General features: G+C 70.3%; 9 protein-coding genes and 2 pseudogenes. 3 read left to right on the top strand and 8 right to left on the bottom strand.

Annotated features, from left to right (window positions below):
- Positions 1 to 6: 6 nt before the first annotated feature.
- From LDO11_RS12570 to LDO11_RS15955, 3 genes are read right to left on the bottom strand one after another with little or no spacing between them, the layout of a single operon-like run.
- Positions 7 to 495 (bottom strand): chemotaxis protein CheW, encoded by a 489-nt coding sequence (locus tag LDO11_RS12570; RefSeq protein WP_232141848.1) that lies wholly within the window; start codon positions 493 to 495, stop codon positions 7 to 9.
- Positions 488 to 2047 (bottom strand): chemotaxis protein CheB, encoded by a 1560-nt coding sequence (locus LDO11_RS15865; RefSeq protein ID WP_232141847.1) that lies wholly within the window; start codon positions 2045 to 2047, stop codon positions 488 to 490. The genes LDO11_RS12570 and LDO11_RS15865 overlap by 8 nt, the downstream gene beginning before the upstream one ends.
- Positions 2040 to 5210, bottom strand: coding sequence for a response regulator (locus LDO11_RS15955; protein WP_494337145.1), 3171 nt, complete (start codon positions 5208 to 5210; stop codon positions 2040 to 2042). The genes LDO11_RS15865 and LDO11_RS15955 overlap by 8 nt, the downstream gene beginning before the upstream one ends.
- On the opposite strand from LDO11_RS15955, the pseudogene LDO11_RS16025 reads away from it, so the two are divergent.
- Positions 5105 to 5503 (top strand): annotated as a pseudogene (locus LDO11_RS16025) (hypothetical protein); the annotation flags it as partial. The gene LDO11_RS15955 and the pseudogene LDO11_RS16025 overlap by 106 nt on opposite strands.
- 697 nt (positions 5504 to 6200) lie before the next feature.
- Here the strand turns inward: LDO11_RS16025 and LDO11_RS16020 are convergent.
- From LDO11_RS16020 to pilG, 5 genes and pseudogenes are all read right to left on the bottom strand, one after another.
- A pseudogene (locus LDO11_RS16020) lies at positions 6201 to 8075 on the bottom strand (FimL-related protein); the annotation flags it as partial.
- 478 nt (positions 8076 to 8553) lie between these two features.
- Positions 8554 to 10575, bottom strand: coding sequence for a methyl-accepting chemotaxis protein (locus tag LDO11_RS12555; RefSeq protein ID WP_232141845.1), 2022 nt, complete (start codon positions 10573 to 10575; stop codon positions 8554 to 8556).
- A 34-nt stretch (positions 10576 to 10609) separates the two neighbouring features.
- Complete coding sequence (locus LDO11_RS12550; protein ID WP_232141844.1) at positions 10610 to 11164, bottom strand: chemotaxis protein CheW; 555 nt, start codon at positions 11162 to 11164, stop codon at positions 10610 to 10612.
- Positions 11161 to 11532, bottom strand: a complete 372-nt coding sequence (locus tag LDO11_RS12545) for a response regulator (protein ID WP_129136620.1) — start codon at positions 11530 to 11532, stop codon at positions 11161 to 11163. Before LDO11_RS12545 ends, LDO11_RS12550 begins: the two co-directional genes overlap by 4 nt.
- A 17-nt stretch (positions 11533 to 11549) precedes the next feature.
- Positions 11550 to 11951 (bottom strand): twitching motility response regulator PilG, encoded by a 402-nt coding sequence (gene pilG, locus LDO11_RS12540; protein WP_100321925.1) that lies wholly within the window; start codon positions 11949 to 11951, stop codon positions 11550 to 11552.
- A 176-nt stretch (positions 11952 to 12127) separates the two neighbouring features.
- On the opposite strand from pilG, the gene gshB reads away from it, so the two are divergent.
- Both gshB and LDO11_RS12530 read left to right on the top strand, forming a co-directional pair.
- Complete coding sequence (gene gshB, locus LDO11_RS12535) at positions 12128 to 13096, top strand: glutathione synthase (protein WP_232141843.1); 969 nt, start codon at positions 12128 to 12130, stop codon at positions 13094 to 13096.
- Between the two features lie 124 nt (positions 13097 to 13220).
- Positions 13221 to 14093: an energy transducer TonB gene (locus LDO11_RS12530; RefSeq protein ID WP_232141842.1), complete on the top strand. Its 873-nt coding sequence runs from the start codon at positions 13221 to 13223 to the stop codon at positions 14091 to 14093.
- The last annotated feature ends 66 nt before the right edge of the window (positions 14094 to 14159 follow it).

Genomic DNA, 14159 nt, shown 5'->3' with positions numbered 1-14159 from the left:
GGGGACTCAGGCGGTGGCGCCCAGCGCCTCGTCGATCAGCGCGGCCATCGCCTCCAGGTCCGGGATCAGCGCCTCGTCCTCGTTCAACCGTACCCGCGCATGCACCGCGGTCGGCAATCCGCCCTCGCCGGCCTCCACCAGCAGGCCGTCGGCGGAGACATTGACCAGGCGCGGGAAGCCCTGGGTCAGCAGTGCGAAGTAGGGAAAGCGGTCGCCGGCGCGAAGGTTCTTGAGCACCGCGACCTTGCTGCCGAGATCGCCGTGTTCGCTGTCACTGATGCCCGCGGCGCGCGAGAACGCCACCAGCGGCACTTCCCAGCCGCGCCAGCGGGTGCGCCCGAGCAGCCATGCCGGCGCCCCGTCCACCGGCTCCGGATCGGCATAGGACAGCACTTCGGAGATCGTGGTGTTGGGCAGCAGCAGCCGCGCGCCGTCGATCTGGATCAGCACGCCGCGGATGTCGCGGGGCGTGCCACCGGCTGGAACGTCATTCATCGGAAGCCTCGAGTTCGATGCCGCTTGCCGCAACGCCGGGGGCCCAGCGGTCCACGAGCAGGGCCGCCAGTGCGGCCGGAGCGGCAAGCGCGCCGCCATGTTCGGCCACGCGTGCCGACGCGGCGGCGTCGTAGCAGCCGTCGAGCGACTGCGCCACGACCAGCGCGCCTGCCCAGGCGCCACCCATCGCATGGTCCACCAGCGCCGCGTCCGCGCCGCTGAGGAAGACCACCGCGCTGTCGTTGGCCGGCAATGCATCCGGAAGCTGCATGGCGCCGCCATCGGCCGCGGTGAAACGCAGCCGCCCACGATCGGCTGCCACGCCCAGCGCCGGCGGCAGGAAGTACACGGTTCCGCGCTCCACCGACGCCCCGTCCTCGGCCAGCGCCACCGGCAGCGTGGTCGCGCGCGCCATCTGCCGCACGAGACGGTCGTAGCGGTCGCCGTCCAGCCGCAGCCTCACCAGCACCGCGCGCGGGAAGTTTTCCGGCAAGGCCGCCAGCAGCTGGCGCACGGGGTCCGGGCCACCGAGCCCGCCTTCGACCAGCACGGCGCCCTGCAGCTCACCGAAGCCGTAGCTGTCGACATCGACCAGCGACAGGCCACCGATGCGGCTGTCGAGATCGACGAGCGCGTCCGCCACCGGCGCTACGGCCGGCGCGTCGACGGTCGCATCCGGCTCCACCAGCGAAAGCCCACCGGCGTCAGGCATGGATGGCTGCGCCGGGGACTCCGCAGGCGCCACCCCGTCTTCCGCGGTGTCCGGCTGCGCATCCCAGGTGAGATCCACCGGCTCGAGGTAGGTGCGTTCCGCGCCATGGCCGGTACGCGCACCCCCGAAGCCGCTGTCGTCGTCGAGCACCAGCTCATCGAGGCTCACGTCCTCGAGGGTCAGTTCGCCGAAGCCATCGTCGCGATCACCCGCGTCGGCGGTCTCGAGGGCCACGTCCTCGAGCGTCAGGCCATCCTGCGCGACTCCGTCGAGCCCATCCGCAGCGGCGACGCCCGGCCCGTCCGCATCCGGCACCACGTCCCCGGGTACATCGGCATCGAGCGAGGCGAGTTCGTCGCGCGGCACGTCGCCGGCATGCTCGCGCATTTCCTCGGCGACGCGGTCGATATCGCTGCTGGAGACGTCGCGGTAGCCGTCATCGAAGGCGATCGGGGTGTCATCGAGCGTCAGCGTGGTGTCCTGCCCGGCGCCCGGCGGCAGCACGTCGTCGTGGCGGTGCAGCTTGGCGGCGAGATGGCGGACCCAGCGTGCCGCGTCCCAGCCGCTGCGCTGGGTCGCCAGTTCGGCCTCCTCGAACACCACCGTGATCGCGGGATCCGCCAGCAGCGGCTGGAACCCGTCGAGCGCGTCCTCCAGCGCCGGCTCCAGCGCGACCACCACCGCCTGCACGCCGAGGCCGGTGACGGCGTCCAGGGTGGTGGCCAGCGGATCGAAGCTGCCGAGCAGGTCCGCGCCGGCATCACGCACGGCGCCCTGCAGGCGTTCGCAGGCCTCGCCCGGCCGCGCCAGGACGATCACGCGGGGCTGGGTTTCAGACACCGGCGCGCTCCATCCCGAGCAGCTCGTAGACGTTGCGCATCAGCTCGTTCTCCTGGTAGGGCTTGCCGAGGTAGCGCTCCACGCCGATCTCGAAGGCGCGCTGGCGATGTTTTTCGCCGGTACGCGAGGTGATCATCACGATCGGCACCGAGCGCAGGCGCCCATCGGCCTTCATCTGGGTCGCGAGCTCGTAGCCGTCCATGCGCGGCATCTCGATGTCGAGCAGCATCAGGTCGGGCACGCGCTCGTCGAGGCGTTCCAGCGCGTCGATGCCGTCCTTCGCGGTCACCACCTCGAAGTTGTGGCGTTCCAGCACGCGACCGGTGACCTTGCGCATCGTCACCGAATCGTCGACCACCATCACCAGCGGCACCTGGCGGCGCTCCGGCACCGGCGCCGGCTCGGCCTCGCGCGGCAGCGCGGCCTGGCGGCGCACCAGCGGCGCGACGTCGAGGATCACGCGCACGCTGCCGTCGCCCATGATCGTGGCGCCGAAGATGCCCGGTACCGACGCGACCTGCGGGCCGACCGGCTTCACCACGATCTCGCGGTTGCCGATGATCTGGTCGACCGCGACGGCCGCGCGCAGCTCGCCCGCGCCCACCAGCAGCAGCGGTACCTGCAACTGGCCCTCCGCGCGCGCGCGCGGCTGGCCGACCAGCTGGCCGAGGTCGTGCAGCGCGTACTCGTCGCCGCCGTAGTTGTACACGGCACCCGGTGCGGCCAGGTCCTCCCGGCTGATGCGGCCCACGCCACGCACCGAAGCGATCGGCACCGCGAAGCTGGTCTCGCCGATGCGCACGAACACCGACTGGGTGACCGCGAGCGTCTGTGGCAGGCGCAGCGTGAACGTGGTGCCCTCGTGCTTGCGGGTGGCGATGTCGAGGCTGCCGCCTAGCTGGCGGACTTCGCTTGCGACCACGTCCATGCCGACACCGCGGCCGGCCAGGCGACTGACCTCGTCGGCCGTGGAAAAGCCCGGCTCGAAAATCATCGCGTCGAGCGCGCTGTTGGCCAGGACCGCATCCGGCCGCACCAGGCCCCGCTGCTCGGCGCGGCGACGGATCGCGCCGCGGTCGAGGCCACGGCCATCGTCGGCCACCTCGAGCACCACTTCGGAGCCCTCGCGGCGTACCGCGATGCGCACCGTGCCCTCGTCGCCCTTCTGCGCCCTGCGGCGCTGTTCGGGCGTTTCCAGCCCGTGCACCACCGCGTTGCGCAGCATGTGTTCCAGCGGCGCGGTCATGCGCTCGAGCACGTTGCGGTCGAGTTCGCCTTGGGCGCCGTCGAGCTTGAGCTGCACCTGCTTGCCGGTTTCCTGCGCGGCCTGGCGCACCACGCGGCGCAGGCGCGGCACCAGCGAATCGAACGGCACCATGCGCGTGCGCATGAGGCCTTCCTGCAGTTCGGAGCTGACCCGCGACTGCTGGGTCAGCAGCGTCTCGTACTGGCGGGTCAGGTCGTCGAGCGTGCCCTGGAGGCTGGCCAGGTCGGCGGCGGATTCACCCAGCGCACGCGACAGCTGCTGCAGGTTGGAGAAGCGGTCGAGTTCCAGCGGATCGAACGACGCGTCGCCGGTGTCACCCTCGCGCTGGAAGCGCGCGATGATCTGCGCCTCGGTCTCGATGTCGAGACGGCGGAGCTGGTCGCGCAGACGCATGTTGGTCTGCTCCATCTCCCCCATCGCACCGCGGAACGCGCCCAGCTGCTGTTCCAGGCGCGCGCGGTAGATCGCCACTTCGCCCGCGTAGTTGACGAGCCGGTCGAGCAGGTCGGCGCGGATGCGCACCTGTTCCTGCGGCGCGCGCGCCTGCGGGTCGTCCTCGAATGCCGGTTCATCGCCGATCGGCGCCGACAGCGGCGCAAGCTCGACCTTCGCTGCCGGCGGCACCGGGGCCCCGCCCACGCTGGTCGTGGCGTCGACGCTGATGCTTTCGCCGCGCGAACGCGCGTCGAATTCCTCGATCAGGCCTTCCGGCAACGCGACTGCACGGCGCTCGCCGATGCGGCTGACCATCGCATGCAGACGGTCGAAGCCACGTTCGAGCAACGGCACGCCATCGCGGCCGAGTTCGCAACGCTGCTCGACCACGGATTCCAGCAGCGACTCCATCGCGTGGCCGAGTTCGCCGATGGCCATGATCCCGGCCATCCGCGCACCGCCCTTGATGGTGTGCAGGTTGCGCTGCAGGCCGACCACCGGCTCGCGCTCGCCCGGCTCCTCGCGCAGGCGCGCGAGCAGCCCATCGGAATGGTCGAGCAGGTCGCCGCTTTCCTCGACGAAGATGTCGAGCAGCTCGGCGTCGAGCTCGCGCATGTCGAGTGCCAGGTCCGGGTCGGCCCCGTCGGCATTGGCAACATTGCTGTTGACGGCTGGCTCATCGGCGTCGGGCGCGATGGCTGGCCCGGCCAATGCCGGCTGATCGGCCGACGCGGGCTGATCGTGCTCGACGTGTCCGGCTTCCGCGCGCGCGGCTTCAGTGCGTTCGGCGTCGGCGCGCCCGCTGTCCACGCGCTCCATCTCGAGGCGCTCGGCTTCGAGGCGATCTGCCTGCACGCGCTCGGCTTCGAGGCGCTGTGCCTCGCGCTCCGCCTCCAGACGCTCGGCCTCCACGCGGTCCGATTCAAGACGCTCGGCCTCGACCCGCTCGACTTCGAGCAGACCGGCTTCAAGGCGCTCGATTTCGAGCCGTTCGGCATCGGTGTGGTCCGCGGCGAGCGACGCCCCGTCGCGCAGCTCCGTGTGTTCGGCTTCGACCTGCCCGGCCTCGAGACGGTCGGCTTCGAGGCGCTCAGCCTCGAGACGGTCGGCTTCGAGACGGTCGGCTTCGAGGCGCGCAGCTTCAAGCCGCTCGGCTTCGAGACGTTCCGCTTCAAGACGTTCGGCTTCGAGCCGCTCGGCCTCAAGACGTTCCGCTTCGAGCCGCTCAGCCTCGAGCCGCTCGGCTTCAAGACGCTCAGCTTCGAGCCGCTCAGCTTCAAGACGCTCAGCTTCGAGCCGCTCGGCTTCAAGACGCTCAGCTTCGAGACGTTCGGCTTCGAGACGCTTGGCTTCGAGACGTTCGGCTTCGAGGCGCGCAGCTTCGAGCCGCTCGGCTTCGAGCCGCTCGGCCTCGAGACGCTCGGCCTCAAGACGTTCCGCTTCGAGCCGCTCGGCTTCCAGACGCTCGGCCTCAAGACGTTCCGCTTCGAGCCGCTCGGCTTCGAGCCGTTCGGCTTCAAGGCGCTCAGCCTCGAGGCGCTCGGCTTCCAGACGCTCAGCCTCAAGACGTTCCGACTCAAGACGTTCCGACTCAGGACGCTCCGCCTCGTGACGTTCCGTCTCGAACCGGTCATCGCTCGCAGGCGTGTGCCCGGCATCCGCTGCGGTGCCGAGGTAATCGGACAGATCCAGCACCGACAGCTCGTCGACGGCCCCGATGTCGAGATCGCTCGCCTCGTCGTCATCGTAGGTGACCGCCATCGGCGGTGGCTCCGGCAGCGCGTCGCGCAGCGAAGCCAGCGTGGCGGCAAGGCCGTCGCAGCGGTAGACATGCGGATGCGGCTCGTGCAGCCCGGCTAGGGTGTCGCGCACCAGCGTCGACAGCGCGCGCATGGCGGCCACGCCCTCCGCGCCGGCCGGGACGCCGGCCGCGTGCAGGCGGCGCGCATAGGCTTCGGCCGGCCACAACGCGGCGGTCACCATCGGCACTTCGGCCATGGCGAACGCGCCGTTCATCGTATGCACGGCGCGCAGCAGGGCGTCATCCACCTGCGGCACGTCACGCCCGGTCCATGCGTCGAGCACGGCCAGGTGGCCGTTGACCTCGGCGTCGAGGATTTCCAGCAGCAGTGCATCCACTGCGGCCGGTACCCGCTCGCCATCATCGTGGACGGACGCGGCGGCTGCCACGACGTCCGGCGTCACCTCGGACGGCACATCCGGGGCGAAACCGGTGCGGTCGTCCGCGCTGGTGGCCGGCATGGCGATGGCGGCATCCGCCTGCCAGTGTTCCTGCGCCGAGGTGACCGCCGGCGGCAGCGTGGCCGGTGCCGGCGGTGTCTCGTCACCTGCGGCGATGCGCTCGGCATCGGCCTGCAGGCGTTCGAGATCGACGCGGATCGCGCCCTGGCCACGCAGTGCGGACTGCAGTTGCGGCAACGCGTAGAAGGCCTGGTCGACCATCGCCACGACCGCAGGGCTGGCGACACGGCTGCCGTCGAGCACGCGGTTGAGCAGGGTCTCGACCTTCCAGCTGAATTCACCGAGCGTGCGCGCACCGACCAGGCGGCCACTGCCCTTGAGGGTGTGGAACACCCGACGGATCGGCCGTAGGCGCTCCAGGTCATCCGGCCGCTCGCGCCACGGCGGCAGCAGGCGGTCGAGGTTGTCGATCTCCTCGGCGAATTCCTCGAGGAAGACCTCGCGGATCTCGTCGTCGATATCGTCGTCGGTGGCTTCGAAGCCGCCGCTGCCGGCCGCCTGGATCGGCGCCGGCGTACTGGCCGCGGGCGGCGCGACCGGCGTTGCCGGCGTCGGGGCGAAGCCGCGGTCGAGGAATGCCGCGGTGGCGTCCAGCGCGGCCTCGTCGACCGGCGATGCCGCGTCGGCAGCCTCCGCCGGTGCTCCCGTCAGGTCCTCGGCCGGCAGTGGCCAGTAACCCAGCGTCTCGAGGCTGGCGCGGGCGATGGCGAGGATCTCGCCACGATTGGGCCGCTGCTCGCGCAGCGCCTCGAGGTAGTACTCCAGGCTCGCCAGTGCATCGGCGAACGTGTCGAGCTGGCGGCCGTTGGGCACCCGGCGCCGGCCCAGCAGTTCGGTCTCGATATAGCGGCGGATGCCGGTGATGTAATCGACCGGCTCCGGGAGTTCGAGCATCTGCAGCGCGCCGGCGACTTCCTGCAGCAGCCGCGGCACGTCGACCAGCTCCCCGTGCTCCCAGCTGGTCTCGACGAAGGCGACGAATGCCTGGCGCGCATCGGCGAAGTTCGCCACCGCCTCGCGCACCACCACTTCCAGCACCTTGCGCGACTCGCTGGCGAGCGCATCGGTGTCGTCGGAGTCGCGGGTGCCGAGGCGCGCGACCTGGTCGTCAAGCGAGGCGTCGACGTAGAGCAGCGAGCCGGCGATATCGAGCAGCACGTCCTCGTCGGCGGCGCGGTCGCCGCGCACGATCGCGGCCATCGCCTCGCCCTGCTGCTGCACAACGCCGCGGGCGACGCCCAGGCCAAGCATGCCCAGGGTATCGGCGACCTGGCCCAGCGCCTCGACCTGCGGGACCAGCAGTGACAGATCGGTCGCCTGCGTGCGCAGGTGCAGGTCCAGCGCATCCTTGACCCGCAGCAGGTCCTCCTTGACCGCACCGGCCACGGTGTCGAGCAGTGCACGATTGCGGCCGCTCAGGCTGCCGCGCGCATGTTCGACCTCGGCCTCTGTGGCTTCGCCGCCGTCGAGGCGGAACGCCTCGCGCAGCTCCCGCAGGATGGCATGGTCGCCGGGCGCGGCCGACACCAGGTACAGCAGCTGGCGCGTGGGCTCGAGCGCGGTTTCCGCGCCCGGCACGCCGAAGCCGTCGTCCTGGAACTGGCGGCGGATCTCGCGCACGACGCCGACGAAGCCGTGGCGCAGCGCGGGTGACGGCGCCAGCGCGCCGGCGTCGAGGGCTTCGAGCACGCGCGCGGCCGCCCACAGCATGCGTCGCACGGGCTCTTCGGTGCTCAGCGGCAGCAACGCGTCCACGGCGACGGCGAAGCCACGCGGATCGGCCGGCGCACCGTCTTCCGGCCACGCGGCGAGGTGCGCGATGACGTCGGTGGCCTGGGTGCCGGCGCTGCCCTTGCGCTCGGCCTCGGTGACGGACGCGACCGCCGGCAGCTCCACCGCCAGCGGCGCCTGCAGGTCCGGTGCGAACAGCACGCTCTCGTTGAGCCCGGAGGCACCGCGCGCCGCGCGCAATTCATTCAGCAGCGGCAGCAGCACGATCGGGATGTCCTTGTGCCCGCCCTGCAGGCGCTCGAGGTAGTCGGGCAGCAGCACCACCGCGCGCATCAGCGTCGCGCAGGCGGTGTCGCGGTCGCTCGTGGCGTCGCGCGCAAGCGCCTCGGCCAACGCCTCCATCTCCTCGGCGACCATCGCCGGGGCGTACAGCTCGACCATGCGCAGGGTGCCCTGCACCTGATGCAGGTAGCTCGCGCAGAAGCGCATGTGGCTGGTGTCGGAAACGTCCTCGACGAACGCCTCGATCTCGAGCCGCGCCTGGCGCAGGGTCTCGTCAAGCTCCGGCTTGACCCAGCCCAGCGTGGTGTAGTCGATCGCATCGCGGAAGGCGGTGGTCATCGCGCGCCTCCGGGGGCGTGCATGCCGGGTGCTGCCGCGCGATCCGCGAGCGGGTGGCCGGCCACGCGGAGGCCGCCGGGAAGACCGGCCCCGGCGCACACCGGTGCCGTCGTTTTCACCACCATGCTCATCTCAACCCCGCGATCTGCTGCACGCACTGCCCTGGTCGTCCGCTGTCCGCCGGCTCGCTTCAAACCGGCAGCTTGAAGTCGGCGACCGAGCGGCGCAGGTCGGCGGCGAGCTGGGCCAGGTTGCCGATGGACTCGGCGGTCTGGTTGGCACCCTGCGAGGTCTGCGCGGTGATCGACTGGATCGTGCCCATGGTCTGGGTGATGTTCGATGCCGCCGCGGACTGCTGCTGGGCGGCCTGCGAGATGCCCTGGATGAGGTCGGCGAGGTCGGTCGACACGCTTTCGATCTCGCCCAGCGCGGTGCCCGCGTCCTCGGCCAGGCGCGCACCGGCGACCACTTCCGAGGTCGTCTGCTCCATCGAACTGACCGCCTCGTTGGTATCGCTCTGGATGGTCTGCACCAGCGTCTCGATGCGCTTGGTCGCATTGGATGCGCGTTCGGCCAGTCGCTGCACTTCGTCCGCCACCACCGCGAAGCCGCGGCCGGCTTCACCGGCGGACGCCGCCTGGATCGCCGCGTTCAGCGCGAGGATATTGGTCTGCTCGGAGATGTCGTTGATCAGTTCGACGATCGAACCGATTTCCTGCGAGCTCTCGCCCAGGCGCTTGATGCGCTTGGAGGTTTCCTGGATCTGGTCGCGAATGGAGTCCATGCCGGCGATCGTCTCGCGCACCACGCCCGCGCCCTTGGTGGCGATCTGCACGGAGCGCTGCGCCACGTCCGCGGATTCGGCGGAGTTCTTCGACACCTGGTTGATGCTCTCCGCCATCTCGTTGATGCGGTTCGAGGCCGAGGTGATCTCGCGCGCCTGGTGTTCCGCTGCTTCGGCCAGGTGCATCGCGGTGGCCTGGGTTTCCTGCGCGCTGGCCGAGACCTGCACCGAGGTGTCGTTGATCGTCTGCACCAGGTTGCGCAGCTGTTCGACGGCGAAGTTGATCGAGTCGGCGATCGCGCCGGTCATGTCCTCGGTGACCGTGGCCTTGACGGTCAGGTCGCCTTCGGCGAGCGAACCCATTTCGTCCAGCAGGCGCATGATCGCCTCCTGGTTGCGGTTGTTGAGTTCGAGCGAGGTCGCGTAGCGCTCGCGCTGCGCACGGTTGAGTTCGTACAGCAGGCCGACGATGGCCAGGATCGTCACCAGGCCGAACACGATGCTGATCCAGATGTTGCCCAGCACGCTGCGGTCGGACATCGAGCCGAACGTGGTGAAGGCCTGGAACAGCTGTTCGCTGTCGGCCAGCAGCTGGTCGGAGCCGGCGGTCAGCTGCGCGGCCGCGGACTGCGCACCGAACACCGCCGGGGCGGCGGCGAGGATGGCGTCAAGATCCTGCTTCATCGCGGTCCACAGCTCGCTGGACTGGCCGAGCGCGGCGACTGCGCCGGCGTTCGACAGCGCCTGTACTTTCATCGCCTCGTCGCCGGCGCGCAGGCCCTCGAGCACCTGTTCGAACACGCCGACGTCGCGCGCCAGCGCCTCGCCGGCGTTGGCGGCGCCCGGGCCGCCGGCCTGGATCTCGGTGACCCGGCGCGCCATCGTCGAGGCCAGCACCACCTGGCGCAGCGCGATGTAGATCTGCGAGGCCGGCGAGCCGCTGGTGGACATCGCGCGCACCAGCTCGTCGAGCTGGGCCTGCAGCTGCGGCACCCGCTGGGTGAAGCGCTCGGCGTTGCCGGCGAAAGCCAGCACCGCCTGCTCGCCCGCGATCACCTGCTGCGCGCTCTGCTCAAGCGGCTGCCAGGTGGCGGTGACGGTTTCGATCGGCCCGGACACGCCGGTGGTGCTGCCGAAGGTGGCGTTGAGGTTGGCGATGTCGCCATCGATCTGCGCCTTGGTCGCCTTGAACGCGGCGTAGGCATCGCCCTCACCGGCGACGCCTTCGCGCCCCTGGATCGCCAGTCGCTGCGAGTTCACCTGCAGGCTCGACGCCGCCGTGCTCGCACCACCCAGGCGCGATGCCTTCCAGATCGCGAAGCCGGTGTTGGCGACGACGATCAGCAGCGCGACCGCCAGCAGCGCCAGCCAGAAGTTGGTGCCGAACTTGCGCCCCGGGCCGGCGAAGTTGTCGATTGCAGTACTCATGGAACATCCCCTGGTGTGTAGCGGTGCGGCGCGGTCAGGCCGCGGCTTGTCTGAACTCCGGCGTGCGGGTCAGCCGTTCAAGGCTGAAGATCCCCCACTCGTGGTCGCCGAGGCGGAACGCGCGATCGATGAAATGCGCGTAGCGCCCCTGCGCCAGCGCATCCGCCGGCACTTCGTTGGTCTCGTGGAAACTGCGCTGCCCGAACAGTTCGTCGATGGTCACGGCGACATCGCCGCCGCCCTGGCGCACCACCAGCATGCGCTGGCTCTCGTGCAGCACGGTGCGCTCGCCCTCGAGGAACTGCTTGAGGTCGACGATCGGCAGCAGGTTGCCGCGCACATTGGCCACGCCGAGCATCCACCCCTGTGCACCGGGCACCGGGGTGATCTGCGGCAGCGGCAGGATCTCGACGACCTCGTCGAAATTGGAGGCGAGCCGACGCGCGCCCACGCGGTATCCGACCCCACGCCACAGCCCGGGCGCATCCAGCCGCTCCGGCAGGCCGGCCTCGTGCGCAAGGCTGCGCCGCTCGTAGTCGATCAGCAGCGCGAAGGCATCCCCGCCTCCCGTGCGCTCCGTGGCGGTCATGCGTCGGCGCCGAGCAGCTCGTTGATCTGGGCGATCAGCGCCCCTTCTTCCGGCGGCTTGACGATGTAGCCCCTGGCGCCCTGGCGCATGCCCCAGGCCTTGTCGGTCTCCATGCCCTTGGTGCTCACGATCAGCACCGGGATGGCGCCGGTGGCGCTGTCGCGCGACAGCGCACGCGTGGCCTGGAACCCGTTCATGCCGGGCAGCACCACGTCCATCAGCACCAGGTCGGGCAGCTCGCGGCGCGCGACCTCGATGCCTTCCTCCGCGCTCGATGCGGTCAGCACCTCGTGCGCATGACGCTGGAGCAGCTGGGTGAGAACCGCCGTATCGGTCGGCGAATCCTCGATCAACAGAATGCGTGCCATGGTCCCTGCCCCCCCGGTCAGGTGTTGACGTGCTTGCGGATCGCGTCGAGGAGTTCCTCGCGCGTGAACGGCTTGGTGACGTACTGCTCGGAGCCGACGATGCGTCCGCGTGCCTTGTCGAACAGCCCGTCCTTGGACGACAGCATGATCACCGGCGTCTGCCGGAAGACCTGGTTGTTCTTGATCAGCGCGCAGGTCTGATAGCCGTCGAGCCTCGGCATCATGATGTCGACGAAGATGATCTGCGGCTTGTGGTCGGCGATCTTGGCCAGCGCCTCGAACCCGTCCACCGCGGTGACCACCTCGGCCCCCTCGCGCTTGAGCAGCGTTTCGGCGGTCCTGCGGATGGTTTTCGAGTCGTCGATCACCATCACCCGCAAGCCGTCCAGGCTCCCGGCGCGTGTCTCGTCCTGCGTCATGCTCTTGCTTCCCCTGGGCGCGGCGCGGATGCGTTCCGATTCACCGCTGCGACCGGCTTTATACCCCAGCGGGGCCGCGCAGTGTCAAGCGGAGTTCGCGCCTCTTCCACCGCGACGCCCGCGGCCCGCGCGATGTGCCTGCTACCATCACGACCCCGACCTCCGTGCCGCGTGCCATGCATTCCGAAGTCGTTGTCGTGATGGACCCGATCGGGTCGATCAGGATCGCCAAGGATTCGACCTTTGCGATGCTGCTGGAGGCGCAGCGGCGCGGCCTGCGGCTGTCGTACGTCGTGCCCGGCGGGCTGTCGGTGGCCAACGGCATCGCCCAGGCCAGGCTGGCGCCGCTGACCGTACGCGACGATCCTGCCGACTGGTACGAACTGGGACCGGAGTCACATCGTGCGCTGGGCACCGGCGATCTGGTGCTGATGCGCAAGGATCCCCCGGTCGATGCCGAGTTCCTGCACGACACCCATATCCTGTCGCTGGCACAGCGTGCCGGTGCCCGCGTGGTCAACGACCCACGGGGCCTGCGCGACATGAACGAGAAGCTTGCCGCGCTGGAGTTCCCGCAGTGCTGCCCGCCGAGCCTGGTGAGCCGCGAGGCGGCCGCGCTCAAGGCGTTCGTGCAGGAACATGGCGAGGCGGTGGTGAAGCCACTCGACGGCATGGGTGGACGCTCGATCTTCCGCACCCGCGCCGGCGATCCGAACCTCAACGTGATCCTCGAGACACTGACCGACGGCAACCGCTCGCTGGTGGTGGCGCAGCGTTACCTGCCGGAGATCGTCGACGGCGACAAGCGCATCCTGCTGGTCGATGGCGAGCCGGTCGACTACTGCCTGGCGCGGATTCCGCAGGGCGACGAATTCCGCGGCAACCTGGCCGCCGGTGGCCGTGGCGAGGGCCGGCCACTGACTGACCGCGATCGCTGGATCGCCGCCCAGGTCGGGCCGGAACTGAAGCGCCGCGGCATGGTGTTCGTGGGTCTCGACGTGATCGGCGACTGGCTGACCGAGGTCAACGTCACCAGCCCCACGTGCATCCGCGAACTCGATGCGCAGTTCGGCCTGAACATCGCCGGGCTGCTGTTCGATGCACTGGAGCGTCAGGCCGGACAGCAGCACGCAGCCGCGCAATGACGCAGCCGGGCGTGGAACGGAACCTGGTGTTCGCCAGGGCCTTGCCGATCGGGTGCGCGGGGTGCATTGCTGCGCCTGATCCGCGTGCCGTGCGTGGTCACCGGGCCGACGAGCGCCGGCTGCCGTGAGCACCCTGGCCGCCGCACCGCGCATCGGTGACCGCGATCGCCTGGGCGCCACCCTGGTGCTGTCGCTGCTGCTGCACGCGATGCTGGTGCTCGGCGTCGGGTTCACGCTGGACGATGCCGCGCCGGTACTGCCGACGCTGGACGTGATCCTCACCGAAACCACCAGCCCGCTGACCCGGGCACAGGCCGACTTCCTCGCCCAGGCCAGCAACCAGGGCGGCGGGGAGCACGATCAGCCGCAGCGCCCGCGCGAATCACAGCTGGGCACCGCGCCGCAGGACACGCCCGGCATCGCGCCCGAAGCGCTGCGCGCGCAGTCGCCCGACGAACGTCCGCCGCCACAGGCTCGGGTGGTGGCCAGCGCGCGGGGCGAGCATGTGGTGGCCACGCCCGACCCGACCCCGCAGGCCGATCCCAGCCTGCTGCCGCGTGGGCAGGACCGCATCGAGCGCGACATGGAAATGGCGCGGCTCGCCGCGGAGATCCACCTGCGTTCGGAAGCCTATGCCAAACGTCCCAAGCGCAAGTTCGTGTCCGCAAGCACCCAGGAATACGCCTACGCCGCCTACCTGCGGCAGTGGGTGGACCGGGTCGAACGCATCGGCAACCTCAACTATCCGGACGAGGCACGCCGCCGCGGGCTGGCCGGCGAACTGGTCATCAGCGTGGCGATCCGTCGCGACGGTTCGGTCGAAGCGGCGCGGGTGATCCGCTCATCGGGGGTCGCCCTGCTCGACGAGGCGGCGCTGCGCATCGCGCAACTCGCCGAACCCTATCCGCCGCTCCCCCGCACCGACGAGGAGGTCGACATCCTCCACGTCACCCGCACCTGGCAGTTCCTGCCGGCAGGCACCCTGGTCGACAGCTGACGGTTGCAGGCACAGCCTGTGCTGTGGACCCGGGGCAGGATGGTGCCCTCGCCGCGGTGGGAAAGC

It is taken from the genome of Alterluteimonas muca (assembly GCF_021191595.1).
In the GTDB taxonomy this organism is placed as follows: Bacteria; Pseudomonadota; Gammaproteobacteria; order Xanthomonadales; family Xanthomonadaceae; genus Luteimonas; species Luteimonas muca.
The sequence above is the reverse complement of the archived record's forward strand: the minus strand, read 5'-3'. Positions and strand labels throughout refer to the sequence as shown.

Excerpts from the sequence above, each read along its gene's own strand:
- LDO11_RS12570 (WP_232141848.1), bottom strand. The coding sequence starts at position 495 with ATGAATGACGTTCCAGCCGGTGGCACGCCCCGCGACATCCGCGGCGTG.
- LDO11_RS12555 (WP_232141845.1), bottom strand. The coding sequence starts at position 10,575 with ATGAGTACTGCAATCGACAACTTCGCCGGCCCGGGGCGCAAGTTCGGC.
- LDO11_RS12550 (WP_232141844.1), bottom strand. The coding sequence starts at position 11,164 with ATGACCGCCACGGAGCGCACGGGAGGCGGGGATGCCTTCGCGCTGCTG.
- LDO11_RS12545 (WP_129136620.1), bottom strand. The coding sequence starts at position 11,532 with ATGGCACGCATTCTGTTGATCGAGGATTCGCCGACCGATACGGCGGTT.
- pilG (WP_100321925.1), bottom strand. The coding sequence starts at position 11,951 with ATGACGCAGGACGAGACACGCGCCGGGAGCCTGGACGGCTTGCGGGTG.
- gshB (WP_232141843.1), top strand. The coding sequence starts at position 12,128 with ATGCATTCCGAAGTCGTTGTCGTGATGGACCCGATCGGGTCGATCAGG.